We start from the raw sequence: 25,981 nt of genomic DNA, 5'->3' as shown, positions 1-25,981 counted from the left end.
GCGTTTCTCTTGGCCTTCGACTTCGCTCAGGCTGAACGGGGTTCAGTACCAACCTCCGTTCAGCCTGAGCGAAGTCGAAGGCCACGCCCCGAACCGATGGCAAAAGGCCCGGCCGCTTGCGCGACCGGGCTCTTGCCGTAGTGACGAACCCGAAAGGGGTTACATGCCGCCGCTGCTGCCCGGTGGCGTGGTGGTCCCACCGCTGGTGCCGGTGCCGACTTGGCCGCTGGTGGTCGCATCGGCGCCCAGCGTGCCGCCGTTTACCGAGCCGCTGCCGCTCATCGTCGACGATCCGGTCGCGTCAGGCAGGGTCGAGGGGGTGTTGACCGTGCTGTCCGGCGTGGTCGTCCGGCTGCGGCTCTTGCCGCGGGTCGTCGAGCGGGTGGTGGTACCCGGCGTCGTGCTCATCGTGTCACCGGGTTGGCCCATGGTGGTCTGACCCGGCATGGTGCCGGTCTGGCCGGGCATCTGCCCCGGCATCGTCTGGCCCGTCGTGCCGGTCTGCCCGGACATCCCGCCAGCGGTGCCGCCCGATACCTGCGCAAAGCCCGCGGCGGGGATCACAAGGGCGGCGGCGGCGATTACATGCATGTAACGCATTGATTCTCTCCTGCTTTATTCTCGTAATGGTTAACGAGGCAGGGGAACGTCCGTTCCTTCAGTTAACCACATTGGCCGCGATGAAGCAACGCCTGATCGGCTAAAACCAGGGCGACCATCGCTTCGACCACCGGCACACCGCGAATCCCGACACAGGGGTCGTGGCGGCCCTTGGTGGCGATCTGCGTTTCCTCGCCGGTGCGGGTGATGGTGTCGACCGGGGTCAGGATCGAGCTGGTCGGCTTGAACGCGACGCGCATGGTGACGGGCTGGCCGGTGGCGATCCCCCCCGCGATGCCGCCCGCATGGTTCGCCAGAAAGCGCGGGCCACCATTGCCGGCGCGCATCGGATCGGCATTCTGCTCACCGGTCAGCGCAGCGGCGGCGAACCCGTCGCCGATCTCGAAACCCTTGACCGCATTGATGCTCATACAGGCGGAGGCGAGTTCGCTGTCCAGCTTGGCATAGAGCGGCGCACCCCAACCGGCGGGCACGCCGGTCGCCTCGCACGCGACGACCGCGCCGACCGAGGAGCCGGACTTGCGCGCGCCGTCGACGATCGCTTCCCAGCGTTCGGCGGCCGCCGCATCGGGGCAGAAAAAGGGGTTGGCGTCGATCTGCGCATCGTCGAACGCGTCGTAATCGATCCGGTCGCCGCCGATCGACTCCACCCAGGCGCGAATCTTGACCTGAGGGATCACCGCGCGCGCGACCGCGCCCGCCGCGACCCGCGCCGCCGTCTCGCGCGCCGAGGAACGCCCGCCGCCCCGATAGTCGCGAAAGCCGTATTTGGCGTCATAGGCATAGTCGGCATGGCCGGGGCGATAGGCGAGGGCGACGTTGGAATAGTCCTTCGATCGCTGGTCGATATTCTCGATCATCAGGCTGATCGGGGTGCCGGTGGTCCGCCCCTCGAACACGCCGGACAGGATGCGGACCTGATCCGGCTCGCGGCGCTGCGTGGTGAAGCGGCTGGTGCCCGGGCGGCGCTTGTCGAGCCAGGGCTGGATGTCCTCTTCGGACAAGGCGATCCCCGGCGGGCACCCGTCGACCACCGCGCCCAGCGCCGGGCCATGGCTCTCGCCCCAGGTGGTGAAGCGGAACAGGCGGCCGAAACTGTTGAAGCTCACGCAGCATCTCCCAGCCGGGCAAAGGCCGGCGCATGTGTGGCGGCCCCGCGCACGCCGCAGGGGATCAGGCCGCCCTGGAGCGGGACGGCGAGGAAATAGTCGCCCGCATAGGGGCTGTCGAAGCCGCTCGCGACATCGGCGGCGAAACCGAAGCGGCCGTAGAAAGCGGGGTCGCCCAGCGCGAAGCAGAGGACTACGCCCTCCTTCTCGAGCCGCTCCAGCCCGGCGGCGACCAAAGCCTCGCCGACGCCCTGCTGCCGCCAGTCGCGCGCGACCGCGATGGGGGCGAGCGTGACCGAATTGATGGGCTTGCCGCCGATCTCGACGGCCATCCGGCTGAACGCGATCGCGCCGATCAGCCCGTCCGTGGCCTCGTCGATCGCGACCAGCATCAGCACCATGTCGCCCTCCACGCACAGGTCGCGGACCAAGGCGGCTTCGGCGGGGGCGGGGAAGCTGGCGACTAGCAGCGCGTCGAGCGCGGCGACGTCCTGCCCTTGAGCCGGGCGGATGGTGATGGCGACTGGATCGTGGCTGGACATGTTTTCAGCCTTTACCGGCGCGTCTGCGCAGCGCGACATAGATATTATTGACGATCAACGCGGATAGGATCGGCAAAGCTGCCGCGATCCACCCTTGAAGCATCGGCTCCCTTGCCTTCAAGGCGAGATTAAATCCGATGACGGACAAAGCAGAAAACAGTCCGAGTCTACCGGCTTCCAGCATCGCATGGATGGTAGTGCCCAGCCGCAATCGCTCGATAAGGAACGTGGCGGCGGCACATACTGCCGCCGCCGCCAATCCCGCCGCAACCATCCTCGCTTTACGCCAGCGCGATGTCCGGCGCGTCTTCGGCCTTCATGCCAATGACGTTGTAGCCTGCGTCGACATGGTGGATCTCACCCGTCACGCCCGATGACAGGTCCGACAGCATATAGAGGCCAGCACCGCCAACATCCTCGATCGTTACAGTGCGACGCAGCGGCGCGTTCAGCTCGTTCCACTTCAGGATATAGTTGAAGTCGCCGATGCCGCGCGCGGCCAGCGTCTGGATCGGGCCCGCAGAGATGGCATTGATGCGGATATTCTCCGGTCCGAGGTCGACCGCGAGATACTTCACGCTGGTTTCCAGCGCCGCCTTGGCCACGCCCATGACGTTGTAATGCGGGATGACCTTTTCCGCGCCATAATAGGTCAGCGTCAGGATCGAGCCGCCCTCGGGCATCATCGTCCGCGCGCGCTGGGCGACGGCGACCAGCGAATAGGCCGAGATGTTCATGGTCATCAGGAAATTGTCGAGCGTGGTATCGTAATATTTTCCACGCAGCTGCGACTTGTCCGAAAAGCCGATGGCATGAACCACGAAGTCGATCGTCGGCCACTCGGCCTTCAGATCGGCGAACAGCGTGTCGAGCGACTCCATCTCGGACACGTCGCAATCGAACAGGCGCGCCACGCCCAGCTGTTCGGCCAGCGGGCGGACCCGCTTTTCCATCGCCGCGCCCTGATACGAAAAGGCGAGCTCCGCGCCCGCCTCCGAAAGCTGCTTGGCGATGCCCCAGGCCAGCGATTTGTCATTGGCCAGGCCCATGATGAGCCCCCGCTTGCCTGCCATCAATCCGTTCACGCCGTTACCGCTCCTGCCGGTTCACTTCCATCAATCCCCCTCTCTAGCGCCGGTTCGGGGGGTTCCGCCAGTGCCGCGTTCAAATGCGCGCCGAAAACCAGCCCCAGGCCGATCAGATAGAAGAACAGCAGCATCACGACGACGCCCGCCAGGCTGCCATAGGTCAGGTCATAGCCACCCAGCTTGGACAGCACCCAGGGCAGCAGCGCGGTCATGCTGACCCACCAGGCGGCGGTGAACAGCGCACCCGGCCATTTGGGGCAGTCGCTCTCGCGATATTTGCCGGGCGTGACCGAATAGAAGAGCAGGTAGAGCGCGCCGAACATGACGGCGCCGGGAATCAGTCGCGACAGCCCGATCCAGCCCGCCATGTCCTGCGCGAACGGCACCAGGCGATAGATGAACTGCTCCGCCGCGGTCAGGATACCGGCGGCGAGGAACGACAGCAGCGCGACCACGACCGAGGCGATCATGACCAACGTCGAGGACAGCCGCGATTTCCAGAAGGCGGCGGTCGCCTTCACGCCGTAAGCGCGGTGGAAGATGTCGCGGATCGTCTCGATGAAACCGCCGACCGTCCACAGCCCGACCAGTCCGCCCAGCCACAGCAGCGATCCTGTGCGCGCCGCCAGCACGTCGGCGATGGGCTTGCGCAACAGCTCGCTGACATCGGGGGGCAGGACGTGGAGGAAACTCTCCACCGCATGTTGCGTCTCGTTGCTCTGCCCGAACAGCGACAGCAGCGCGGCAGTCGTGATGAAGAACGGGAACAGCGTCATCAGCGCCAGATAGGCGAGGTTCCCGGCGTGGATGAACCCGTCATTGAACACGCCCAGGCTCGTTCGCTTCAGGATTTCAAAAGCATAGGAGCCGGGCCGGACTTTGGCGATCTGCCGGTCCAGCCGCTGGCGAGCCCTGCCGGGATGGTGTGCGCGTTCTTCTGGAGTCAGGCCGTTCACATCGCTCATGGAACGATCAGACGCCCATGGCGGCCCTCGGGTTCCTGCCGTCGGTCCATTCCGCCACAAACTGTTGCAGCGCGGCATCATCGGCGGGGATGTCGATCATCAGCGTGATCAGCTGGTCGCCGCGCCCGCCATCCTTCTTGTGAAAGCCCTTGCCCTTCAGGCGCAGCGTCTTGCCCGAGCTGGTGCCCTTGGGCACGGTCAGCATGACCGGACGCTCGACCGTCGGCGCCTTCACCTGGCCGCCCAGCACCGCCTCGGTCAGGCTGATCGGCAGGTCGAGCCGGACATCGTCGCCGTCACGGGTAAAGAAGGCGTGGGGTACGACCTCGATCGTGATGATCGCGTCGCCCGCGCCGCCCGGACCCTGCTCCCCCTTGCCGCTCAGGCGCATCTGGGTGCCGCTCTCGACCCCGGCGGGCAGTTTTAGCTCGATCGCCTTGCCGTCGGCCAGCGTGATCCGCTGTGGGCTGAGCGTGGCGGCATCGACGAAGGGGACGCGCAGCGCATAGGCGGTGTTCGCGCCCTTTTCGGCCGAACGGCCCCGGCCGAACCCACCAAAGCCCCCTGAAAAGCCGCCGCTGCGTCCGCCGCCGCGTCCGGTGCCGCCGAACATCCCCTCGAAGATGTCGGACATGTCAGCGCCCTCGCCGCCGAAATCGAATTGCTGGCGAAAGCCCCCGCTGCCACCGGCACCGGGCCGCGCGCCGCCGCCGAAGCCGCCCGCTCCGCCGCCATAGCCGAAGGGCGAGGTGGGGTTGCCGTCGCCGTCGATCTCGCCCCGGTCGAACCGGGCGCGCTTGTCCTTGTCGTTCAGCAGGTCATAGGCGTTGGTGACCTGGCTGAACTTCTCCGACGCCTTGGGATTGTCCTTGTTGCGGTCGGGATGCAGTTCCTTCGCCAGCTTGCGATAGGCTTTCTTGATATCCGCTTCGCTGGCCATGCGGCTCACGCCCAGCGTCTGATATGGATCGGCCACTCTGTTCCCCGTTGGCAGTGTATTACCGATCTATGTGGGGAAGTCCGTGCCGGAGCGCAATCCGTTCCCCATGCGTTGAAGCGGGCGAAGGAGACGGATCATGACCCAGCCGATGCAGGCGGTTGAAAAGGACGGCAAGAAAGGTGCGCCCGACGGCGTGTCGGATGCGCCGGGCAAACATGGCGGCGAGAGTCAGGGTGGCGGTTACGAAGGCGTGCCGAAGCGCAAAGGCGATTTTCACGGCGGCCAGAGCGGTGCTGCCTATCATGGGACGGGCGGGCATCCGGACCCGGACAAGGACAATCCCAATGCGGTGACGGAGGAGGGGTAGGTCCAAATTTTACACACCCCCCGTTCAGCCTGAGCGAAGTCGAAGGCCTAGGGAAAAAGCTCGCGGCCTAACGCGGGACGTGCACTTCGAATTCGCTCAGTGCGAACGGCGGTGGGGTTGGGGATTATATGGCTAGGCTACCCCGCCACCATCTCCTCCACCGGCGCGACGTCCACGCTGACGTCCATCTTCTGCGCGCCTGAACCTAGGACGACGCCATCGACCGGTGCGATCTCGGCATAGTCGCGGCCGACCGCGACGATGATATGGTCGCCCGCCATCCAGATGCCGTTGGTGGGGTCGACCCCGACCCAGCCATGCTCCGGCCCGCCCCAGATCAGCACCCAGGCATGGGTCGCATCCGCGCCCACCAGCCGCGCCTGGCCGGGCGGCGGCAGGGTGCGGATATAGCCCGAGGCATAGGCCGCCGGGATGCCCGAGGCGCGTAAGCCCGTGATCATGATCTGCGCAAAGTCCTGGCACACGCCGCGCCGCTGGCGGAACGCCTCGGCCGGGGGCGTATCGACCAAGGTGGCAGCGGGGTCGAAGGCGAATTCGCGCTGGATACGGTTGGCGAGCGCGAAGCCCGCCTCCAGCGCGCCGCGCTCCGGCGACAGGTCGGCCGCGCACCACTCGGCGATGGCGGGGTCGAGCGGGATCAGCGGCGAGGGGAAGATGTAATTGGCCGGTCCCGCCGCCGACAGGTCGCGGCTCGACCGGGCCAGCGCGGAGACCTCGGCCAGCGTCGGATCGTTCGGCGAGGGCATCGGCACCGGGCGATCGACGATCATGCGCGCGCGGCTCTCGATGGTCAGGCTGCGCACCGGACGATCGACCACCAGCCGGGTGACATGCGCCAGCCCCGCCTCGGCATGGGCGGCGCGGGTGCGGCCGACCGGCTCGACGATCAGGTCATAGGATTCCAGCGTCTGGCCGGGCCAGTCGATCGGTTTCAGCCGCAGGTTGCAGCGCGCATATTTGACCTGCGCGCCGTAATCGAAGCGGGTGATGTGGCGGATGTCGTAGATCATGCCAGCGTCAGGCCTCCGGCGCGGAGAGGCTCGGCCCCTTGCAAGAAATAGCGGCGCGCGATCGCTTCGGACAGCAGGCCCAGCCGCCGCTCGACATCGCCCAGCGTATCGGCGTCGAGCGTGCGCGCATCCGCCGTCTCGATCGTGGCGCGGATGGCGATCGCCTGGGCCTGTTGCGGCTCGGCCATGTCGTCGTCGGACAGAACGGGCAGGCGCGCCAGGCAGTCGGCGATGCGCGCGGTCTGATAGGCGAGCGCGCGCGGATTGTTGGGGTCGAGCGCGACCAGATCGACCACCGCGACCCGCGCCAGGCCGGTCGGATAACGCTGGCGATAGCTGATCTGGCTGTTGGCGAGGTCGAGCAGGGTGGACAGGTCGTCCGCCGATGCGCCCGCCATGCCGAACAGCCGCGTCGCGCGCGCCACCGCCACCGCCCGCTCGACGCGGCGACCGAGATCGTGGAAGCGCCAGGCGGTGGTGCGCACCATATGCTCGGCCGACAGTCCGGCGATCGCGGCATAGCGGCGTTGCAGCGACCCCGCCCGGTCGAGCATCCCGGCATGGCTGGGGAAGGGGGCTTCCAGCAGCCGCACCATGTCGGCGGACAGGCGGTCGCGCGATCCTTCGCTGATCCCGCGTGCCAGCCGGTTGATGCGGGCAACCGAATGAAAGCCCTCATCCTCCATCGCGGTGCGGGCGAACTGGGTCAGCGCGGCGCGGTGCAGGCTGTCGGGATGCGGCGCGGCCCCGCCGCCGGTGATGAGGCCGACCAGCCGCCCGACTGTGCGCGGGTCGAGTGCGGCGCCGCCATCGACGTCGATGGAATTGCCCAGCATCACCCGGATCGCGGCAAGCAGCGCCTCGCCCCGCTCCAGATAGCGGCCGAGCCAATAGAAATTGTCCGCCACCCGGCTGGGCAACGTCCCCGGATTGCGCCGGACGTGCAGCGAATCGGGGTCGGCGAGCAGCGATATGGGCGTCACCGGCTCCGGCCCATGGACACAGACATCGGCGGACCACAGCCCTTCGCCGATCATCGCCGCCGTCGCCTCGGGATGGTCGCCGATCCGGCCGAAGCCGCCGGGCATGACCGTCCATCGCCCCTCGCCGTCGCGCGCGGCAAAAACGCGCAAGGTAAAGGGGCGCGGCTCCAGCCGGTCGCCGATGACCACGGGCATGGTCGACAGGCGCACCATCTCCTGCCCGACATAATCCTGCGGGCGCTTCGCCATGTCGGTGAGCAGCGTGGCGCGCTCCTCGACCGACAGGCTCGCGCCCGTTCGAGCCCCATCGGGCAGGCCCAGCGGGCGGGGGCCGAAGGCGGGCGCGATCAGCAGCGTGTCGAGATGCTCCGCGACATGCGCGGCCTGGCGCGGCCCACCGCACCACCAGGTCGCGATATTAGGCAGCATCAGCGGCACACCCGCCAGAGCCTGTGCCAGCGCGGGTAGGAAGGCGGAGACGGCAGGGCTCTCCAGCACGCCCGCGCCGGGGGCATTGGCGATGACCACCTGCCCCTCAACATAGGCGTCGATCAGGCCGGGCACGCCGATCTGCGAATGGCTGTCGAAGGCCAGCGGATCGAGCATCCGGGGATCGAGCCGCCGCCACAGCGCATCGATCCGCTTCAGCCCCGCGACGGTGCGGACATAGACCTGTCCCTCGATCGCGGCGAGGTCCGCGCCCTCGACCAGCAACAGGCCGAGATAGCGCGCCAGATGCGCCTGTTCGGGATAACTCGGGTTGAAGCGGCCCGGCGTCAGCAGACCGATACGCGGATCGGCGCGGCGGCATTGCGCGGCGAGTCCGGCGCGGAAGGCGGCGAAGAACGGCGCATGCCGCTGCACGTTCAGCCGGTTCTGAAGGCCGCCCAGCGTCCGGCTGACCGCCAGCCGGTTCTCCAGCGCATAGCCCGCCCCCGCCGGGTTGCGCAGATGATCCGCCAGCACCCGCCACTCGCCGTCCGGCCCGCGCGCCAGGTCGAAGGCGACGAAGCTCAGATGATGGCCGCCGGGCGGGCGCACCCCGACCATTGGGCGCAGGAAATAGGGGCTGCCAGTCGCCAGTGCGGCGGGAATGAGCCCTTCCGCCACCAGCCGTCCGGGGCCGTAGAGATCGGCGAGGATCGTCTCCAGCAGCGCGGCCCGCTGGATCACCCCCGCCTCGATCCCCGCCCATTCCCGCGTATCGATCAGCAGGGGGACGGGCGAGACGGGCCAGGGCCGCTCGTCGGTTTCGCCGATGATGCGAAAGCCGGTGCCGATATCGGCAGCATGGCGCTGCACTCGCTCGCGCGCATGGGCCAGGTTGCTGGCGACGGCGGCCAGTTCCTCCAGCATGGCGGGCCAAGCCGGGTCGCCGGACCGCGCCAGCACGTCCGCGCCGGGGGCGGCCGCGCGATAGGCGTCGATCCAGGCGGCGGCCTGCGCGGGGCTATCCTCGGAGGGGTCCATTGGCGGGGAAAATCGCCGGATCGGCCCAAGGTTGCAACAGGCGATTAGAGATCGGGCAGGATTTGATCCGCCACACCCCAGCCGCGCAAGGCCGCGCTGCCCGCGCGCGTCGCCAGTTCTCCGGCATCGCGGATCGTCCAGCGCGCCGCCGTGTCGATGCCGTCCAGCTCGCGCCACGCCACCGGCGCGGCGACCGGCGCCCCCGCCCGCGCGCGGGCCGAATAGGGCATGACGGCGGTCGCGCCGCGCTGGTTGCGCAGCCAGTCGATGAAGATGCGGCCCTTGCGTTTGGCCTTGGTCGCCACCGCGACGAAACGGTCGGGATCGCCTTGTGCCAAGGCTTTGGCGAAGCGTTCGGCGAAGTCCGACACGGCGGGCCACTTCGCATCCGGGGTCAGCGGCACGACGACATGCACACCCTTGCCGCCCGACAGCATCGCAAAGCTGGTCAGCCCCAATTCGGCGAGCTGGTCATGGATATGCACCGCGGCGCGCTTCACATCGGCGAAGGTCACGGACGGATCGGGATCGAGGTCGAAGATCATCCGGTCGGGCTGTTCCAGCGTGGCGATGGACGATCCCCAGCCATGAAACTCGATCGAGCCCATCTGGATACAGGCGCGCAGGCCCTCCGCGTCCTCGACATAGAGATAGGGTTCGGTGCCGCCGTCCTTTTCCCGGATCGGCACCGAGTGGACATGCGGCCCGAAACTGCCCGCGTCATGCTTCTGGAAGAAACACGCCCGCGCCCGACCTTGCGGACAGCGGACCAGGCTGACCGGTCGGCGCGCGACCCAGGGGAGCATCAGCGGAGCGATGGTGGCGACATAATCGGCGAGGTCGCCCTTGGTCAGATCGCTATCGGGAAAGATCACCCGCTCGGGATGGGTGATGGCGATATCGCTGTCCTTGGCGGAGGGTCCGGGGGCGGGGCGTTCCTCGACCACTTGATCAGCGGGCTTGTCCTCGCGAAGGCCGATGAAGCTGGGATGGCGGAGCAGGCCGTCGGGCGTCGTCTCGGTAAAGGCGATCTCGGCGACCAGATCGGGGCGCACCCATTTCGCACCGCGTACCATCGCGCGCGGCGCCTCGACGCGGGCGGTCTTGCGGGTGCGGGCGTCGAGCAACGTGCGCAACTCGGCCATGCGGTCTTGCGTAAAACCGGTGCCGACCTTGCCGACATAGGCCAGCTCGCCGTCGCGGTTCACGCCCAGCAGCAGCGACTTCAACCCCCGCCGCGCCTTGTCGGAAGGGAGCCATCCGACGATCACGAACTCCTGCCGCTTCAGGCATTTGATCTTCAGCCAGTCGCGGCTGCGCGCCGATGGGTAACGACTGTCGGCACGTTTGGACACGACGCCTTCCAGCCCCTCGGCGCAGAGCTTGTCGAAGAGCGCCTCGCCCGAGCCGGTGATGTGCTCGGCGAACTGGATAACCTCGTCGCCCTTGGGGACGACCCCGCGCAGCCGTTCCTTGCGCTGGACCAGTGGCAGGCCGGTTACATCCTCGCCGTCCAGCGACAGCAGGTCGAAGGCGAACAGGCTCATCGGCTTGGTCGTGCCGATCGCATCCTTCAGCGTCGAGAAGTCCGGCCGCCCGTCCTTGAACGCGACGATCTCTCCGTCGATCAGCGCGCTGGCGACGGGCAGATCGGCGGCCGCCGCGACGATGCCGGGAAACTTATCGCTCCAGTCCAGCCCGCTGCGGGTGAAGACCCGCGCCTCTCCCCCGCCCACCGCGATCAGCGCGCGGTAGCCGTCATATTTGATCTCATGCACCCAGCCATTTCCGGCCGGGACCTGATCGACCAAAGTGCAGAGCGCCGGGGGCTGAAATTCGGGCATCGTGCCCGCTTTCGCCTTGGCCTTCGTTTTCGCCTTGCTCGGCCGCGCCTTCGGTGTGTTGGTCGACTTTGGCTTCGCCGCTTTCCCCTCGGCGATCTGCGCCATGGTCCGCCCGGTCGACACGCTGGTCAGCGCCTGATCGGTCAGCGTGTCGGTCCCCCCGGCCTGGGCGTCGGCGACCTTGCGGAGCAGCCAGTTCTCGCGCTTTTCCTTGCCCCTGGGCTTCATGCGGACAAGCAGCCATTCGCCCTTCATCCGCTCGCCATCGAGGATGAAGTGGAGATGCCCGTCTTCCAGATCCTTCGCACTCTTGCCCGCAACCGGTGACCAGGTGCCGCGATCCCACAGCATCACCGTGCCGCCGCCATATTCGCCCGCCGGAATCGTCCCCTCGAACGTCGCATAAGAGAGCGGATGATCCTCGGTCCGCACCGCCAGCCGCTTTTCGTCGGGATCCAGGCTGGGGCCGCGCGTCACCGCCCAGCTTTTGAGCACCCCATCCACCTCCAGCCGGAAGTCCCAGTGGAGCCGGGTCGCGTCATGCTTCTGCACGATGAAGCTGTTGCCCTTGCCGGGCGCCAACGTCCCCGCAGGCTCGGCGGTGCGGGTGAAATCGCGCTTGGCGTTATAGCGTTCGAGCGGATCAGCCATGTTTGCGCGCCGGGGTTTTGCGGGTGGTCTTCTTCACGGGCGTCTTGCGGGTGGTCTTGGCCGGGGCCTTGCGGGATCGGCTGCGCGTCTCGCCCGTCTCCATCGACTGTTTGAGTGCCGCCATCAGGTCGGCGACATTGCCGCGCGACTTGGGCGTTGCGTCATCCTCGTCCTCGATGACCTTCTTGCCCTTGGCCTTGCGCTTGCGTTCGATCAGGCGGTGCAGAGCCTCGACATAATGGTCGTGGAATTGCTTGGGGTCGAAGGGGCCGGACTTCTTCTCGATCAGCGCCTCGGCCAGATCGAGCAATTCGGCGTCGGGCTTGGCATCGCCGATGTCGCTGAAATAGGCTTGCGCCTTGTTCACCTCATCGGCGTAGCGCAGCGTCTCCAGGATCAGCCCCCGCCCGCACGGCCGCAGGCTGACGATATATTCGCGCCCCCGCAGCGCCAATTGGCCCAGCCCGACCTTGCCCGTCCGCTTCAACGCCTCGCGCAGGACGATAAAGGCTTCCTCGGCCAGATCGTCGGCGGGCACCACGAAATAGGGGCGTTCATAATAGAGGACGTTGATCTCGCCCGCGTCGACGAAGCGGGTCAGTTCCAGCGTCTTCTTCGACTCCAGCTTGACCGCGTCGATCTCGTCCTGATCGAGCAGGACATAATCCCCCTTGGCGACCTGATAGCCCTTCACGATCTCGTCGGTGTCGACCGGGCCGATGTCGTTGACGACCTTCTCGTAGTGAATCGGCTTGCCGCTGGGTTCATGGATCTGCTTGAACTGGATCGTCGCGCCGCTTTTTGTCGCCGGATAGAGCTCGACCGGGATCGACACCAGCGCGAGGCGAATCTGACCCTGCCAGTAAGCGCGTGCGGGCATTGGAAAATCTCCGTATCGTCACCAGCCCAATGACGGACTCAGCGTTTCCGTTCCCGACATTGGTTTTCGTGGCCCACAGGCGTATGGGCGGGCGCATGGCTGACGATCCCTTTGCCCTGTTCGAGACCTGGTTTGCCGAGGCGCGTGCGAGCGAAATCAACGATTCCAACGCGATGGCGCTGGCGACGGTCGATGCGAGTGGCCAACCCTCGGTTCGCATGGTCCTGCTGAAGGGGCATGATCCCTCCGGATTCGTGTTCTACACCAATCGCGAGAGTCGCAAGGCGCAGGATCTGGGCGAGGGCAGCAAGGCCGCTTTGCTGTTTCACTGGAAGTCGCTGCGCCGCCAGATCCGCATCGAGGGGCCAGTCTCCCGCGTCGATGATGCCGAGTCGGACGCCTATTTCGCCAGCCGGGGCCGCGACTCCCAGCTGGGCGCCTGGGCTTCGGACCAGTCGCGTCCGCTCGCCGATCGCGAGACGTTCGAGGCGCGGTTCGAGGAGATGCGCGCCCGCTTCGAGGGCGGCGACGTGCCGCGCCCGCCGCATTGGGGCGGATACCGCGTCACCCCGCAGCGGATCGAGTTCTGGCTCGACCGCGAACACCGGCTGCATGAGCGCCGTGTCTTCACCCGCACCGGCGAACAGGGCTGGGACGAAGGATTGCTGTTTCCGTGACCCAGGACGAACGCAAGAAAGTCATTCCGCTGGCGACCCGTGCGGCGCTGGCCAGCGTCGCGATGGCGCTGTTCCTGCTGGCGCTGAAGGGGTTCGCCGCGTGGCGAACGGGCTCGGTCGCGATGCTGGGGTCGCTCGCCGACACCGCGCTCGACCTGCTGGCCAGCCTGGTGACGCTGTACGGCGTGCGGCTGGCGGCGACCCCGGCCGACCACGACCACCGTTTCGGCCATGGCAAGGCGGAGGCGCTGGCGGCGCTGTTCCAGGTCGCGCTGATCACCGCCTCGGCGGCGGGCATCGCCTGGCGCGCGGTTATGGCGCTGGGCGCGGACAATCCGACCAGCGACGCCGAGTTCGGCATCGGCGTATCGGTGATCGCGATCGCCGCGACCGTCGTTCTGCTGGCCTATCAGCGCAGCGTCATCCGTCGCACCGGATCGGTCGCGATCCTGGCGGACAATGTCCATTATCAGTCGGACGTGATGCTCAACGGATCGGTCATCGTCGCGATGGTGCTCGACCAGTATCTCGGCTGGCACGGCGCGGACCCGATCTTCGGCATCGCCATCGCGCTGTGGCTGGCCTGGGGCGCGTTCCAGGCATCCTCGACCGCGATTGACCAGTTGATGGACAAGGAATGGTCCGACGATCAGCGCGCCGCCTTTCTCGACGTCGCCGCGCGCCAGCCGGGGCTGAAGGGCATTCACGACTTCCGCACCCGTCGTTCGGGCAGCCACGACTTCGCGCAATTCCATATGGAGGTCGACCGCGACATGACGGTCGCCGCCGCGCATGACGTGGTTGAGGGCGTAGAGCGCGCGCTGCGCCGCGCCTTCCCCAAGGTCGAGGTGCTGATCCATCTCGACCCCGAAGGCCATGTCGACACCGACAATCCGCTGGTCGAGGCGGATGTGACCCCGCACTGGTTCGGCAAGCGCGTCGGATATTGATGCGTATTCCCTTTACCCAGGTCGACGCCTTTGCCGATGTCGCGTTCGGCGGCAATCCGGCGGCGGTGATGATGCTGTCGTCCTGGCTTGACGACGCCACGCTGCTGGCGATCGCGCAGGAGAACAACCTGTCAGAAACCGCCTTCCTGGTGCCGATGGACGGCGGTGAGGCGGATTTCGAGCTGCGCTGGTTCACGCCGGGCGACGAGGTGGAGATGTGCGGCCACGCCACGCTGGCGAGCGGGCATGTCGTGCTGTCGTCGGATACGACGCGCGAGCGCGTGCGGTTCGCGACGCGCCATGCCGGGGTACTGGAGGTCGCGCACGACGGGCTGGGCTACAGCCTGACGCTGCCGGAGCGTACGCCGTCGCCCGAGGCGTTGCCGGGGGTGGTCGAGGCGCTGGGCGTGGACGGCGTGGTCGAGACGCTGCGCCACCCGGCGGGTTACGCGGTGGTCGTGGTCGACGATGCGGCGACCGTGCGGGCTTGTACGCCGGACTTCGCGGCACTGGCCGAGGCGGGGCGGTATGTCGTGATCCTGACCGCGCGCGGCGGGGAGGGCGAGGCGGATGTGGTCAGCCGCGTCTTCGTGCCCGCCTTCGCGATCGACGAGGACCCGGTGACGGGATCAGCTCATGCGGTGCTGACCCCGTATTGGGCGCAGAAACTCGGGCGCGAGTCCTTCGTGGCGGAGCAGGCGAGCGCGCGGGGCGGGCGGTTGACCTGTCGGCTGGCGGGTGACCGGGTGATCCTGGGCGGCGGATGCGTCACGGTGATCGAGGGGACGTTCCTGCTGCCGTGAGGGTTTCGCGTGGCCTTCGACTTCGCTCAGGCTCAACGGAGGTTTTGAAGATACAGCCGTTCCCCGGCGAAGGCCGGGGCCCAGGCTCCACCAAGTCGGTGGCGCGCTATTCAACGCGGGGGAGGCAAAGGCGCTGACCCGCGATAGCGCAGCGCAACTGGACCCCGGCCTTCGCCGGGGAACGGCCATATATTCGTCAGGTTGGCGTTTTGAAACGCGGCATCACTCCGCCGCCAGCAACGTCTCCGCCGCCTGCAAATCCACCGACACCAGCCGGCTGACGCCGCGTTCGATCATCGTCACGCCGAACAGCCGGTGCATCCGGCTCATCGTCACCGCATTGTGCGTCACGATCAGGTAGCGCGTATCCGTCTCGCGCGTCATCCGGTCGAGCAATCCGCAGAACCGGTCGATATTGGCGTCGTCGAGCGGCGCATCGACTTCGTCCAGCACGCAGATCGGCGCCGGATTGGTCAGGAACAGGCCGAAGATTAGCGCCACCGCCGTCAGGGCCTGTTCGCCCCCCGACAATAGCGTGAGCGACTGGAGCCTCTTGCCGGGCGGCTGCGCCATGATCTCCAGCCCCGCCTCCAGCGGATCGTCCGAATCGATCAGTGCCAGATGCGCCGAGCCGCCGTCGAACAGCGTCGCGAACAAGGTCTGGAAATGGCCGTTCACCGCCTCGAACGCCTCCAGCAGCCGCTGCCGCCCCTCGCGGTTGAGCAGCCCGATCGAGCTGCGCAGCCGTGCCACCGCCTGCACCAGATCCTCACGCTCGGCGGCACTGGCGGCGCCGCTCGCCTCCAGATCGGCCAGTTCCTGTTCGGCGACCAGATTGACCGGGCCGATGCGTTCGCGGTCGGCGGACAGCTTGTCATGTGCGGCGGCCTCGGTCTGGGGCGAGCCGACGCTGGCGCTGTCGAAGGCCAGTTTCTCGGGCAGCACCGGCGCGGGGCAGGCGAAGCGTTCGCCCGATACGCGGCCCAGTTCGACCCGGCGCAGTTCGTGATTCTCGACCCGCGCCAGTGCCCCCGCGCGCGCCTCCCGCGCGGCGGACAACAGCGCATGGGTTTCGGCATGCGCGGCCTCGATGGCACGCAGCGCGCGTTCGGCGTCGGCTTCCTCGATCTGGGTCCGCTCCGCCTCGGCCTTGGCGGTGTCATGCGCGGTGGCGAGCCTGGCGATCTCGTCGGCCAGCAGGCTGGGCTGGTCGGCCAGGGCGGCGGCGTCGCGGTCGAGAGTCGCGGCGCGGTCGTCCATCTCGGCGATCCGGCCCGCCGCCTGCCCCGCACGCTGGTCCCAGCCCTGCGCCTCGGCCATCGCGGCGGACAGCCGGTCGCGGGTCTGGGTCAGGCTGCGTTCCAGCGTCGTCCGCTCCGACCGGGCCAGCGCCACCGCCGAGCGCGCCAGCTGCGTCTCCTGCTGGAGCCGCGCCGTCTCCGCCGCGCTGGCGGTGCCGTCGGGCAGTCCGGCCAGTGTCGCCTGGGCGCGGTCGCATTCGGCCAGCGCCTCGTCCATCTCGGCGGCGATGCGCTCGGCGCGGGTGGCAAGGTCGGTGCGCTGGGCGGACAGCCGCTCGATCACCGCCTGCGCCCGGTCCTCGGCACGCTGGGCATCGCGCAAGGATGCTTCGGCGGTGGCATGGAGGTTCCGCGCGCTGGCGGCAGCGGCGCGGGCGCGGGCGATCCGATCCTCGATCGCGGCGCGCGCCTCGGTCGCGGTCTGGACCGCCGCCTCGGCCGCCGGACGTTCGACCTCCAGCGCGGCGAGCCGGTTGCGCCGTTCCATCCGCTCGGCCGCCGCCGCGCCGCCGCCCTCGCCGATATAGCCGTCCCAGCGCCGCAGCCGCCCCTCGCGCGTGACCAGCCGCTGCCCGACGCTCAGATGCTGGCCCGAATCCGCCTCGACCAGGAAAATCTGCGACAGCCGCCGGGCAAGCGTCGGCGGCGCCTTGATCCGCTCACCCAGCCTTAGCGTGCCGACTGGCGCGGCGGGGTCGTCGGGCGCAACGGGGGAGCCATGCCAGTCGACCAGCGGCGTCTCCAGTTCGTCGCCCAGCGCGGCCGCCAGCGCGCGTTCGAACCCCGGGTCGGCCTGCACCTCGTCGAGCAGCCGGTCGCCGCCCTTGCTCGCGGTCGCGCGGGTCAGCGTCGTCGCCTCCGCCTCCAGCGCGGCCAGCGCGGCGATGGCGCGGGCGCGGGCGCCCTCGGCCGAATCCCGCTCGCCGGTTGCGGTCAACTCGCTTTCCTCGGCCCAGCCCAAAGCCGCGCGTGCCTTGTCGGCATCGACCTTGGCAGCGGCCTGGGTCGCGATGGCCGCCTCACGCGCCGCTTCCTGCTCGGCCATATCGGGCAGCGCCTCGATCGCGGAGGCGACCGCGCGGGCATCGCGTTCGGCACGGGCATGGCGGGCGCGGGCGGCGGCCAGCGCGGCCTCCGCGATGCGGCGCTCGGCGGCCTCGGCCGCCTGGGCCGACAGTGCGCGGGCCAGCGCGACCTCGGCATTGCGGTTCTTCGTCTCCGCCTCGGCCAGCAGCGCGTCGAGCCGGGGCATGGCCTGCACCGCATGGGCGATGCGCGCCTCCAAATCCTCGCACTCCTCCGCCAGCCGCCGGATCGCGGCGGCCGCGTCGTGCGCCAGCGCATCCTCGCGCGCGCGGTCCTCGTCGATACGGGTGCGCGCGGCGGCCAGTTCCTCGATTCGCCGTTGCAGCCCATGGCGGCGATCGCGAGTGCGAGACAGGGCATGACCCGCCTCGCTGAGCGTATCGCGCGCGGCGAGCGAGGCGGCGCGGGTCCCGGCGGCGCGCGCTACCGCCTGTTCCTGCGCAGCGGCGGCTTCGCGCTCGGCGGCGGTGGTTTCGGTGACGCGGCGCTCTGCCGCTTCCGCCTCGATCTTGGCCGCGCCCGCCGCCTCGGCCGCATCGCGCCAGCGGGCGAAGATCATCCGCGCCTCGGCCACCCGGATCTGGTCGGAGAGCAGGCGATAACGCTCCGCCGCGCGCGCCTGTCGCCGCAACGTCGCGATGCGGGCGTCCTGGTCGGCGATCGCCTCGTCCAGCCGGGTCAGGTTCGTCTCGGTCGCGCGCAGCTTGGTCTCGGCATCGCGGCGGCGGACATGGAGCCCGGCGATCCCTGCCGCTTCCTCCAGCATCGCGCGGCGCTCGGCGGGCTTGGCGGCGATGACCGCGCCGATCCGGTTCTGGCTGACAAGGGCTGGCGAATGCGCGCCGGTCGCGGCGTCGGCGAAGAGCAGCGCCACGTCCTTGGCGCGCACGTCGCGCCCGTCGATCCGGTAGGCGGACCCGGCGCCGCGCTCGATCCGGCGGACGATCTCTGTCTCATCCCCCTCGCGTTCCGCCAGGATCGTGACCTCGGCAAAGTCGCGCGGCGGGCGGGTGGCGGTGCCCGCGAAGATCACGTCTTCCATGCCCGCGCCGCGCATCGAGCGCGCGCTGTTCTCGCCCATCGTCCAGCGCAGCGCTTCGAGCAGGTTCGACTTGCCGCAGCCATTGGGCCCGACAACGCCGGTCAGCCCCGGTTCGATGACCAGATCGGCCGGATCGACGAAGCTCTTGAAACCCGAAATGCGAAGCCGCTTGATCTGCACGGACCCGGTCGCCGCTCCCCCGATACGCTGTGGTTAACCGATAGCGAATGGGGGCGGGATGTCGAGGGGGGACGCCGACGAGGAGTCGGACCTATCGGGCGCGACCTTTAGGTAGCTTTTTGAGTGGGGCCCTGTTGAAACGAATGTTCGATACCGCGCCGTCACAAATGGCGATTTCCATACTGAGGCCCTCACCGTCGAGGAATCTGAGTCCTTTTACGGCGGATATGGGCGTCTGAATGACCTCCCAGCTATGCGAACCGGAGGAGTGTCGCGTGGCGAGCGTGTAGCCCATGACATTCCTGGGCAGCGGCGTCTTCGGGGCGGCCGCAATGACGGCCGCCGCGATGGTGAGCGCTGTCGCCCTGTCGGCCACCACGGGAAAGGGCAAGGGGCAGGATGAAGGCATCGGATCGTTCATGCCAATCAGCAACGCGAGCAGCATGGGGTGTCTCCCAAATTCGGATGATCAGGATTATCCGAATCGTTCCAAATCGAAGGGCTGCAACGGCACCGCCGTCGCGTTGCCCTTCAGTATTTCCGCCACCAACTCGCTCGTGATGGGCGCGAGCGTCAAGCCGAGATGGTTATGCCCGAAGGCATAGGACACACCCGTCGTCCCCCGCACCCGCCCGATCGCGGGCAGGTAATCCGGCAACGTAGGCCGTGCGCCCATCCAGAGCTTCGCGTCCTCGCCGATCGGCAGGCCCAGCGCGGCGATGTGGTGGCGCAGGCGGTTCCACTTGGCGGGGTCGGGGGCGGCTTCGGCACGGGCGAACTCGACGATGCTGGCGGCGCGCAGGCCGCCTGCGAAGCGGGTGACGATCATCGAGCGGTCCTCGAACACCACCGGCGGCAGGTCGGCGGGCCAGTCGACGTCGGGGCCTGTCTGGAGGTGATAGCCGCGCTCGGCGATGATCGGGGCCTTCAGGCCGAAGGGGCGGAGCAGCGCGGCACTCGCCACGCCCGCCGTCACGACGATCTGGTCGGCGGTCAGGCGGCGATGGTCGGTCAGGCAGACCTCGCCGTCGCTGATCGCCTCGACGCGCGCGATAAGGCGGGTGCCGCCGTCCGCCAGGAAGCGAGCGGTCGTGGTTTGGGCGAGGCGGGTCGGGTCGGCGATCTGGCCACTGCCCTCGAAACGGATGCCGCCCGCGATGGGCGCTCGGACGCGGGTGCGCCAGTCCTGCAACTCCGCCTCGGTCAGCGGGCGGAAACGCGCGGTGCCGGTGTCCGCCGCCTGCCAGTTGGCGAGACCGCGTGCGGCACTCTCCGGCGTTTCCCATAGGACGACATGGCCGTCGGGGCGGAGCAGATCGGGTGCACCGAGGGCGGCGACATGCCGCTCCCAGGCGGGCATCGCCTGGGCGAGCAATGCCGCCAGCGCCTGGTGCGAACGCTCATAGCGCGCGGGGCGGGCGGCCTTCAGCAGGCGGAGCGAGAAAGGCAGCCAGGTCGCGATCTCGCGCGGGGGCAGGGCGAGTGCGCCGCCGCGGAAGAACAGCCGCTTGGCGAAACCGCGCACCATCGCGGGCGAGGCGATCGGCTCGGCCTGTTCGGTCGCGATATGGCCCGCATTGCCCCAGGAGGCGGCGCGAGGGTTTTCCTCCGCCTCGATCAGCGTGACCGCCCAACCGGCGCGTTGCAGCGCCAGCGCGGTGGTCATGCCGATGACGCCGCCACCCACGACGATGGCGCTGCGATGATCTGATGATTGCGCGTGATTTTCCGGCTTGGGCATGACCCTGGTCATATCGTATACGGATTTTACAGCAAGGGAATCCCGATGACGTCACCCACGATCCGCCACACCTTTTTCTGCATCGACGGCCATACGGCGGGCAATCCCGTCCGGCTGGTGGCGGGCGGCGCGCCGCTGCTGCGCGGGTCCAGCATGGCCGAGCGGCGGCTGGATTTTCTGGAGCGGTTCGACTGGATTCGCACCGGCCTGTGCTTCGAGCCGCGCGGGCATGACATGATGTCGGGCGGCTTCCTCTATCCGCCGTGCGAGCCGGACAGCGACGCCGCGATCCTGTTCATCGAGACGAGCGGCTGCCTGCCCATGTGCGGGCATGGCACGATCGGCATGATCACCTTCGGCCTGGAAAACGGTCTGATCACCCCGCGGGAGCCGGGCAAGCTGAAGGTCGAGGTGCCCGCGGGCACCATCCATATCGAATATGAGAAGGAAGGGGCCAAGGTCACGGCGGTCCGTATCCGCAACGTGCCCGCCTATCTGGCGGCCGAGGGCATTCAGATCGACGTGCCGGGCTTCGGGCCGCTGACGCTGGATGTCGCCTATGGCGGCAATTACTACGCCATTGTCGAGCCGCAGGGGGCCTATACCGGACTGGACGATCTGGGCGCGTCGAAGCTGGTCGAGCTGAGCCGTACAATCCGCGAGCTGGTGCGCGAGAAGTTCGAGCCGGTGCACCCGCTCGAACCCTCGATCCGGGGGGTCAGCCATGTGCTGTGGGCCGACAAGCCCTCGGCGGAGGATGCGGACGGGCGCAACGCGGTCTTCTATGGCGAACGCGCGATCGATCGCAGCCCGTGCGGCACCGGCACTTCGGCGCGGCTCGCGCATCTGGCGGCGAAGGGGCGCTTGAGCGTCGGCGACCGCTTCGTGCATGAAAGCTATATCCGCAGCCGCTTCATCGGCCGGGTCGAGGAAGCGACCGAACTGGGCGGTCAGGCGGCGATCGTGCCGTCGATCCAGGGCTCGGCGATCGCCACCGGCTACAACACGATCTGGATCGATCGCGAGGACCCGTTCTGGGCGGGGTTCACCGTCGTCTGACGGAAGGGCGTGGCGGCTTTCAGGGGCCGCCACGCCGCTCGATCAATAGTCGATGAACTGGATCCAGTCGTACACGGCGCGACCCGACGCGCCGCTATAGCGCTTGGGGAAGTAATTCACCGAGTCCGAGTTGGCGTTGTTGCCATGCCAGTAGTTGGCGAAGATCCGGGCCGGATTCGACGGCCAGGCGCTGGCGGGGATGCAATCGCAATTGGTCTGGTCGCTCTTGGTGATCGTGCGGATATAGACCTTGTTGCCGCTGCCGTTGATGACGTACCAGGCGATCTTGCTGGCGGTCCAGTCGAAGCCCGCCGTCACCGGCCCGTTCATCGGGTTGATGCCATAGCCGTCGAGCGAGACATATTTCTCCCATTGGCGATAGGTGCCGGTCTGGCTGGCCTGGAAGATGACGTTGGTGTGCAGCGTGTTGCCGTAGGACGGCAAATACTCGATATCGATCTCGGTCCACGGTTTGCCGGGGCTGTCGTACCAGCTGTTATAGGTGAATAGGCTGGCGACCGTGCCGGGGATGTTGCTGAGTTGCAGCCGCGCCTGCACGGTGCCGTACTGATACAGCGCCTTGCTCTTCAGTTCGGAGCATGAGCCGTTTTGCAGGGTCAGCGCGACGTTGCCGCCCTGGCCGTTGACGATCATGCCGGGCTGGAAGGTGCAGCCGAACGGATCGCCGTTCCGGCCGCTCTCCGCGATCCACAAATTGGGGTTGTAGCTGTTGCTGTCGAAGCCATCCCAGAAGGATTGGGCCATTGCGGTTCGTGGCGCCAATTGCGGAGCCATCATCAGCGCCGCCGCCGTCAGCGCCCGGTAGATTGTCTTCATCATCCTCTCCTGTCGTTTTTGTCGTTGGCCTTCAGAACATCATGTCGATCAGATAGCCGCTTCGGTCCGGGCGATCGTAGGGCGTGACCCGGACCGCTTGCGCCCCGGCGGCGCGGGTCAGCGCGGTGAAATCCTCGGACTCGTAGAATTTGCGCCCGCGCTGGACGTAATCGTCGGTCTGATAGACCGCGACGCGGCACCGCGATCCCGAGCAGGTCGAGGACTCGATGGCGAGCGGAGCGGAGGCGTGGGCCGCGAAATCGGTGATGACCGATTCCGCCCGTTCCGTCGTCGGCGCGTTTGGGACCGGCGTCTCGGCGATGACGGGCGGGCTGGATTTCGGAAGGGGCGGTGCCGGCTTGTGGGCGGCGCTGCTCCCGGCAACCACCATGATCGCGGCAGGCCGCGCCGTGTCCGTGGACCAGCCGTGCCAGAGGGCCGCTGCGGCCAGCGCCACGCAGCCCGCCGTCGCGAGAAGACCGGCTCCCGGTCTCATCGCACGGCGGATGCGACGGCCGTCGATGACGGCCGCGATGTCGCGTATGTTTGCCCTGCTTTCACAGCGCCTCTCCCATGGGACGATATCGTTGATCGTCCCTGGGCGGCATTTGAAGTCGATCGCCGGACAGGCGTCAACTTATAATAGGGAAGTTGTTTTATTTATTATCGTGTCTGACGGCGGACGGAGCATCGGCGCCGCCCGCGTCATCGGACTCAGCCCAGATCGTCGATGGCGGGCTGGGGCTGGGTGAACCAGGCGGCGCCTGTATCGGTGACATAGAAATGATCCTCCAGCCGCACGCCGAAGCGCTCCGGCACGACGATCATCGGCTCGTTGGAGAAGCACATGCCCGGCGTCAGCGGGGTCTTGTCGCCGCGCACCAGATAGGCGGGTTCGTGGATCGACAGGCCGATCCCGTGACCGGTGCGATGCGGCAGGCCGGGCAGGCGATAGTCGGGGCCGAGGCCCGACCGCTCCAGCACGGCGCGCGCGGCATAGTCGACCGCCTCGCACGGCTCGCCCGGCCGGACGGCGGCGAAGGCGGCGGTTTGCGCTTCCTTCTCGATGTTCCAGATGCGGCGAACCTCGTCACCGACCTTGCCGAACGCATAGGTCCGGGTGATGTCGCTGTGATAGCCGTCGATCAGCGTGCCGGTGTCGACCAGCACCACGTCACCGTCGCGCAGCACATCGTCCTGCGGCAGGCCATGCGGGAAGGCGGTCGAGCGGCCGAATTGCACCGCGCAGAAATAGTTGCCGGTCGACGCACCCAGCGCCCGGTGCGCCTGATCGATGAAGCGGATGACCTCCGACGCGCGGATGCCTTCGTGCAGGATGCGTGCGGCGCGGCGATGCACCTCCAGCGTGATGTCCATCGCCTGTTGCATCAGCGCGATCTCGGCAGGCGACTTGATCATGCGGCAACCGTCGACGACCGGCCCACCATCGACCAAGGTGACGCCCGGCGCGGCGGCGCGGATACGCTCGACGAACAGGAAGGCCATGGCGGGGTCGATCGCCAAGGTCTGGGCTCCCGCCGCCTTCAGCGCGTCGGCGACCAGCGCGGAGGGGCTTTCATCCTCTTCCCACAGGCGGATGTCGGTGGCGGGGATGGACAGGCTGGCCTCGAACGAGCCCAGTTCGAAGCCGGGGCAGATGAAGATCGGCTCGCCCGCGATCGGCAGCAGCATCGCCACCAGCCGCTCGGTCGCGCCCCAGGCGACGCCGGTGAAATAGCGCAAGCTGGCCCCCGCGCCGATCAGCAGTGCGTCGGCGCCCATCTGGCCCATCAACTCGCGCGCGCGGGTCAGCCGCTGCGCCCGTTCCTGTGCCGTGATGACCGGCGCGGGGTTCGCCCAGGGCGACAGGCTCGCCAGTTCGCGCTCTGCGGTCGATCCGCCGATCATTCCTGCCATGTCACTCGCTCCGTTTCGTATACGGTTGCGCGTGTAGCGTGGCTTGGCGCGGAGGGCCAGTCGGGCGTTGGGGGCATGGGCTTCGAGTACGCTCAGCCTGAACGGAGCGGGAAAGCCGGGGGCAAGCTACACCCCACCCCCCGTTCAGCTTGAGCGAAGTCGAAGGCCAAGGGATAGACTTCGCCAAATGCGCATCGTCCGGCGTGCGCTTCGACTTCGCTGAGCGCGAACGGCTGTGGGATATGGCTGGCCAGAGGGGTACGATTTACCCCCCGTACATCGCCATCGCATCGCGCCGGAACGCCGCGCCGCTGTCGGTGCGGCTGTAGAACATGTGCCCGCCCGGATAGACGTTCAGCTTCACCCGCTGCGCCACGCCATAGCTCGGCATCTGGTCGACGATCAGCCGCGAGGCGAAGTACGGGCAGGACAGGTCGTCCCAGCCGTGCACGATCATCACCTTCATCTTGGGATCGTTGGCGATCGCCTTGCGCAGGTCGGTAACGGGGGCATCCTCGGGCTTGCCGCGATCCCAGGCGCTGTTCACCTCATAGGATAGCGCATGATAGCGGGCGTCGGTCTTCCAGCCCACTTCGCGCGTCACGAAATCGACCATCGCACTGGTCGTCGGCGCGATCAGCGAGTCGAGCAGCGGGTCGTTGGACCGCTGCTGCGAAGACCAGGGGAAGGGATCGAAGGCGGTGACGTTCGAGTCGTAGATGCTGCCGATCGTCAAATCGTTGCGGTGAATCTCGCGCAGGTAGGTCCGCGTATCGATCCGCCCGCCCAGCTTGCGGACCAGCGCCGGGTCCAGCCCGGTCAGCTCGGTGACGCGGGTCACCATCCGGTCGACGGCCTGCGTATCCGACCGCCCGCGCATCAGGTCGCGCAGGTAGTCGCCGCGCGCATAGGCCTCGACCCCGGCCATCGCTTCGGGCGTCAGCTTGCCCTGCCGCTCCAACTGGGCGGCGGCCATCGAGGGCAGGTCGATCATCCACGGCAAAGGCGACAGCGCGGTGGCATCGTCGCCCGAGGCGGGGTCGAGATAGGGCGACACCATGATCAGGCCGTTCACCCCGACGCCGATCTGCGACTGGAGCTCATAGGCGATGCGCGGCGCGCGATAGCCGCCATAGCTTTCGCCCATGACGTACTTCGGCGAACGCAACCGGCCTTCCTTGACCAGCCAGTCATAGACGACCTTGGACAGATATTTGATGTCCGGGTCGTTGGCGAAGAAGGCCTTTTTGGTTTCGGCCTCGTCGACGAGGCTGCGGCTGAAGCCGGTGCCGATGGGGTCGATGAAGACCAGGTCGGTGAAGTCCAGCCAGCTATTGGGATTGTCGGTCGTCACCGGCGCGTCGGAGGGAGCGTCGCCCTGCGCACCGAACGGCACCCGCTTCGGGCCGACCGCACCCAGGTTCAGATAGACCGAGGCCGCGCCCGGCCCGCCATTGAACGCGAAGGTGACGGGCCGCCGCACATCGCCGCCGGGCACGGTATAGGCGGTGTAGACGACCTGCCCGATCTCCTTGCCCTTGTCGTCGCGCACCGCGATCTTGCCCACGGTCGCCTTGTAATTGATGACCCGGCCACCGATCCGCGCGCTCTGGCTGATCGTCTTGTCGGCGGGCAGGGGCGGGCGCTTGCTGTCGTCGTCCTTCGTTTCTGTGGTGGTCTTGGTTTCGGTCTTCTCGGCCTTCTGCGCGAGGGCGGGCGTGGCGGCGCTGCTGGCCAGCAGCAACAGGGCGGTCAGGTGCAAGGTCTTCGACACGTTGGAAACTACTCCCCCTCGAACGGCGATCGGAAGGGATCATGCGCCGGACTTCCGCGTTCCCGCAAGCCCGCCCCTCTCGAAACGGCCGCCTCCGCTTCCTATCTCGCCTCTGGCCTTCCT

The 25,981-nt window shown here is 67.9% G+C and carries 23 protein-coding genes; 5 read left to right on the top strand and 18 right to left on the bottom strand.

The genetic code is table 11. The features are described from left to right. Positions 1 to 159: 159 nt before the first annotated feature. From KV697_RS09035 to KV697_RS09005, 7 genes are all read right to left on the bottom strand, one after another. Positions 160 to 600, bottom strand: a complete 441-nt coding sequence (locus KV697_RS09035; protein ID WP_219020973.1) for a hypothetical protein — start codon at positions 598 to 600, stop codon at positions 160 to 162. Between the two features lie 62 nt (positions 601 to 662). Next, the gene (aroC, locus tag KV697_RS09030) at positions 663 to 1,730 is read right to left on the bottom strand and encodes a chorismate synthase (protein WP_219020972.1); all 1,068 of its coding nucleotides are present in this window, start codon (positions 1,728 to 1,730) and stop codon (positions 663 to 665) included. Further along, positions 1,727 to 2,272: a GNAT family N-acetyltransferase gene (locus KV697_RS09025; RefSeq protein ID WP_219020971.1), complete on the bottom strand. Its 546-nt coding sequence runs from the start codon at positions 2,270 to 2,272 to the stop codon at positions 1,727 to 1,729. The genes aroC and KV697_RS09025 overlap by 4 nt, the downstream gene beginning before the upstream one ends. Before the next feature lie 4 nt (positions 2,273 to 2,276). Beyond that, complete coding sequence (locus tag KV697_RS09020) at positions 2,277 to 2,546, bottom strand: hypothetical protein (protein ID WP_219020970.1); 270 nt, start codon at positions 2,544 to 2,546, stop codon at positions 2,277 to 2,279. Between the two features lie 7 nt (positions 2,547 to 2,553). Beyond that, positions 2,554 to 3,345: an enoyl-ACP reductase FabI gene (fabI, locus tag KV697_RS09015; protein ID WP_219021324.1), complete on the bottom strand. Its 792-nt coding sequence runs from the start codon at positions 3,343 to 3,345 to the stop codon at positions 2,554 to 2,556. Positions 3,346 to 3,353: 8 nt separating this feature from the next. Further along, the gene (locus KV697_RS09010) at positions 3,354 to 4,325 is read right to left on the bottom strand and encodes a YihY/virulence factor BrkB family protein (protein WP_219020969.1); all 972 of its coding nucleotides are present in this window, start codon (positions 4,323 to 4,325) and stop codon (positions 3,354 to 3,356) included. Between the two features lie 7 nt (positions 4,326 to 4,332). After that, on the bottom strand, positions 4,333 to 5,301 hold the full coding sequence (locus KV697_RS09005) for a DnaJ C-terminal domain-containing protein (protein WP_219020968.1): 969 nt from the start codon (positions 5,299 to 5,301) through the stop codon (positions 4,333 to 4,335). Between the two features lie 100 nt (positions 5,302 to 5,401). Here KV697_RS09005 and KV697_RS09000 point away from each other — a divergent pair, with 100 nt between their 5' ends. Further along, positions 5,402 to 5,632 (top strand): hypothetical protein, encoded by a 231-nt coding sequence (locus KV697_RS09000; RefSeq protein ID WP_219020967.1) that lies wholly within the window; start codon positions 5,402 to 5,404, stop codon positions 5,630 to 5,632. Between the two features lie 137 nt (positions 5,633 to 5,769). Here KV697_RS09000 and KV697_RS08995 read toward each other — a convergent pair whose 3' ends face one another. Genes KV697_RS08995 through ku form a run of 4 tightly spaced genes read right to left on the bottom strand, consistent with a single transcriptional unit; the run spans position 5,770 to position 12,491 of the window. Continuing rightward, on the bottom strand, positions 5,770 to 6,663 hold the full coding sequence (locus tag KV697_RS08995; RefSeq protein WP_219020966.1) for a transglutaminase family protein: 894 nt from the start codon (positions 6,661 to 6,663) through the stop codon (positions 5,770 to 5,772). After that, positions 6,660 to 9,116: a circularly permuted type 2 ATP-grasp protein gene (locus KV697_RS08990; RefSeq protein ID WP_219020965.1), complete on the bottom strand. Its 2,457-nt coding sequence runs from the start codon at positions 9,114 to 9,116 to the stop codon at positions 6,660 to 6,662. Before KV697_RS08990 ends, KV697_RS08995 begins: the two co-directional genes overlap by 4 nt. 44 nt (positions 9,117 to 9,160) lie before the next feature. Beyond that, the gene (ligD, locus tag KV697_RS08985; protein ID WP_219020964.1) at positions 9,161 to 11,611 is read right to left on the bottom strand and encodes a DNA ligase D; all 2,451 of its coding nucleotides are present in this window, start codon (positions 11,609 to 11,611) and stop codon (positions 9,161 to 9,163) included. Beyond that, positions 11,604 to 12,491: a non-homologous end joining protein Ku gene (gene ku, locus KV697_RS08980; protein WP_219020963.1), complete on the bottom strand. Its 888-nt coding sequence runs from the start codon at positions 12,489 to 12,491 to the stop codon at positions 11,604 to 11,606. Before ku ends, ligD begins: the two co-directional genes overlap by 8 nt. A gap of 95 nt (positions 12,492 to 12,586) precedes the next feature. Here ku and pdxH point away from each other — a divergent pair, with 95 nt between their 5' ends. The 3 genes from pdxH to KV697_RS08965 all read left to right on the top strand — a co-directional run bounded on the left by pdxH (position 12,587) and on the right by KV697_RS08965 (position 14,921). Next, positions 12,587 to 13,168, top strand: coding sequence for a pyridoxamine 5'-phosphate oxidase (pdxH, locus tag KV697_RS08975; protein ID WP_219020962.1), 582 nt, complete (start codon positions 12,587 to 12,589; stop codon positions 13,166 to 13,168). A gap of 62 nt (positions 13,169 to 13,230) precedes the next feature. Further along, complete coding sequence (locus KV697_RS08970; protein ID WP_374011410.1) at positions 13,231 to 14,118, top strand: cation diffusion facilitator family transporter; 888 nt, start codon at positions 13,231 to 13,233, stop codon at positions 14,116 to 14,118. After that, a complete protein-coding gene (locus KV697_RS08965) occupies positions 14,118 to 14,921 on the top strand; it encodes a PhzF family phenazine biosynthesis protein (RefSeq protein ID WP_219020960.1) in 804 nt (267 codons plus the stop codon). The genes KV697_RS08970 and KV697_RS08965 overlap by 1 nt, the downstream gene beginning before the upstream one ends. A 222-nt stretch (positions 14,922 to 15,143) precedes the next feature. Here KV697_RS08965 and KV697_RS08960 read toward each other — a convergent pair whose 3' ends face one another. The 3 genes from KV697_RS08960 to KV697_RS08950 all read right to left on the bottom strand — a co-directional run bounded on the left by KV697_RS08960 (position 15,144) and on the right by KV697_RS08950 (position 20,271). Next, positions 15,144 to 18,530 carry a chromosome segregation SMC family protein gene (locus KV697_RS08960; protein WP_219020959.1) on the bottom strand — a complete coding sequence of 1,129 codons (3,387 nt, stop codon included), beginning with the start codon at positions 18,528 to 18,530 and terminating at the stop codon, positions 15,144 to 15,146. A 91-nt stretch (positions 18,531 to 18,621) separates the two neighbouring features. Further along, positions 18,622 to 18,975 carry a hypothetical protein gene (locus tag KV697_RS08955; RefSeq protein WP_219020958.1) on the bottom strand — a complete coding sequence of 118 codons (354 nt, stop codon included), beginning with the start codon at positions 18,973 to 18,975 and terminating at the stop codon, positions 18,622 to 18,624. Between the two features lie 30 nt (positions 18,976 to 19,005). Further along, entirely contained in the window at positions 19,006 to 20,271 is a 1,266-nt protein-coding gene (locus tag KV697_RS08950; RefSeq protein ID WP_219020957.1) for an NAD(P)/FAD-dependent oxidoreductase, read from the bottom strand. Between the two features lie 45 nt (positions 20,272 to 20,316). Here KV697_RS08950 and KV697_RS08945 point away from each other — a divergent pair, with 45 nt between their 5' ends. Beyond that, entirely contained in the window at positions 20,317 to 21,330 is a 1,014-nt protein-coding gene (locus tag KV697_RS08945) for a 4-hydroxyproline epimerase (RefSeq protein WP_219020956.1), read from the top strand. 42 nt (positions 21,331 to 21,372) lie between these two features. Here the strand turns inward: KV697_RS08945 and KV697_RS08940 are convergent, their stop codons facing one another. From KV697_RS08940 to KV697_RS08925, 4 genes are all read right to left on the bottom strand, one after another. After that, positions 21,373 to 22,167 (bottom strand): family 16 glycosylhydrolase, encoded by a 795-nt coding sequence (locus KV697_RS08940; RefSeq protein ID WP_219020955.1) that lies wholly within the window; start codon positions 22,165 to 22,167, stop codon positions 21,373 to 21,375. 31 nt (positions 22,168 to 22,198) lie between these two features. Continuing rightward, the gene (locus KV697_RS08935; RefSeq protein ID WP_219020954.1) at positions 22,199 to 22,663 is read right to left on the bottom strand and encodes a hypothetical protein; all 465 of its coding nucleotides are present in this window, start codon (positions 22,661 to 22,663) and stop codon (positions 22,199 to 22,201) included. A 218-nt stretch (positions 22,664 to 22,881) separates the two neighbouring features. Then, entirely contained in the window at positions 22,882 to 24,084 is a 1,203-nt protein-coding gene (locus KV697_RS08930; RefSeq protein WP_219020953.1) for a M24 family metallopeptidase, read from the bottom strand. Positions 24,085 to 24,349: 265 nt separating this feature from the next. Then, on the bottom strand, positions 24,350 to 25,858 hold the full coding sequence (locus KV697_RS08925; protein WP_219020952.1) for a S10 family peptidase: 1,509 nt from the start codon (positions 25,856 to 25,858) through the stop codon (positions 24,350 to 24,352). Between the last annotated feature and the right edge of the window lie 123 nt (positions 25,859 to 25,981).

This window comes from Sphingomonas sanguinis, assembly GCF_019297835.1.
Lineage (GTDB): Bacteria > Pseudomonadota > Alphaproteobacteria > Sphingomonadales > Sphingomonadaceae > Sphingomonas > Sphingomonas sanguinis_D.
This window is presented reverse-complemented; position numbering and strand designations above follow the sequence as displayed.

Excerpts from the sequence above, each read along its gene's own strand:
- KV697_RS09020 (WP_219020970.1), bottom strand. The coding sequence starts at position 2,546 with ATGGTTGCGGCGGGATTGGCGGCGGCGGCAGTATGTGCCGCCGCCACG.
- fabI (WP_219021324.1), bottom strand. The coding sequence starts at position 3,345 with ATGGCAGGCAAGCGGGGGCTCATCATGGGCCTGGCCAATGACAAATCG.
- KV697_RS09000 (WP_219020967.1), top strand. The coding sequence starts at position 5,402 with ATGACCCAGCCGATGCAGGCGGTTGAAAAGGACGGCAAGAAAGGTGCG.
- pdxH (WP_219020962.1), top strand. The coding sequence starts at position 12,587 with ATGGCTGACGATCCCTTTGCCCTGTTCGAGACCTGGTTTGCCGAGGCG.
- KV697_RS08940 (WP_219020955.1), bottom strand. The coding sequence starts at position 22,167 with ATGAAGACAATCTACCGGGCGCTGACGGCGGCGGCGCTGATGATGGCT.
- KV697_RS08965 (WP_219020960.1), top strand. The coding sequence starts at position 14,118 with ATGCGTATTCCCTTTACCCAGGTCGACGCCTTTGCCGATGTCGCGTTC.
- KV697_RS08995 (WP_219020966.1), bottom strand. The coding sequence starts at position 6,663 with ATGATCTACGACATCCGCCACATCACCCGCTTCGATTACGGCGCGCAG.
- KV697_RS09035 (WP_219020973.1), bottom strand. The coding sequence starts at position 600 with ATGCGTTACATGCATGTAATCGCCGCCGCCGCCCTTGTGATCCCCGCC.
- KV697_RS08935 (WP_219020954.1), bottom strand. The coding sequence starts at position 22,663 with ATGAGACCGGGAGCCGGTCTTCTCGCGACGGCGGGCTGCGTGGCGCTG.
- KV697_RS08990 (WP_219020965.1), bottom strand. The coding sequence starts at position 9,116 with ATGGACCCCTCCGAGGATAGCCCCGCGCAGGCCGCCGCCTGGATCGAC.
- KV697_RS09010 (WP_219020969.1), bottom strand. The coding sequence starts at position 4,325 with ATGAGCGATGTGAACGGCCTGACTCCAGAAGAACGCGCACACCATCCC.
- KV697_RS08945 (WP_219020956.1), top strand. The coding sequence starts at position 20,317 with ATGACGTCACCCACGATCCGCCACACCTTTTTCTGCATCGACGGCCAT.
- KV697_RS08950 (WP_219020957.1), bottom strand. The coding sequence starts at position 20,271 with ATGCCCAAGCCGGAAAATCACGCGCAATCATCAGATCATCGCAGCGCC.
- KV697_RS08970 (WP_374011410.1), top strand. The coding sequence starts at position 13,231 with ATGGCGCTGTTCCTGCTGGCGCTGAAGGGGTTCGCCGCGTGGCGAACG.
- KV697_RS08955 (WP_219020958.1), bottom strand. The coding sequence starts at position 18,975 with ATGCTGCTCGCGTTGCTGATTGGCATGAACGATCCGATGCCTTCATCC.
- ligD (WP_219020964.1), bottom strand. The coding sequence starts at position 11,611 with ATGGCTGATCCGCTCGAACGCTATAACGCCAAGCGCGATTTCACCCGC.
- KV697_RS08930 (WP_219020953.1), bottom strand. The coding sequence starts at position 24,084 with ATGGCAGGAATGATCGGCGGATCGACCGCAGAGCGCGAACTGGCGAGC.
- ku (WP_219020963.1), bottom strand. The coding sequence starts at position 12,491 with ATGCCCGCACGCGCTTACTGGCAGGGTCAGATTCGCCTCGCGCTGGTG.
- KV697_RS09025 (WP_219020971.1), bottom strand. The coding sequence starts at position 2,272 with ATGTCCAGCCACGATCCAGTCGCCATCACCATCCGCCCGGCTCAAGGG.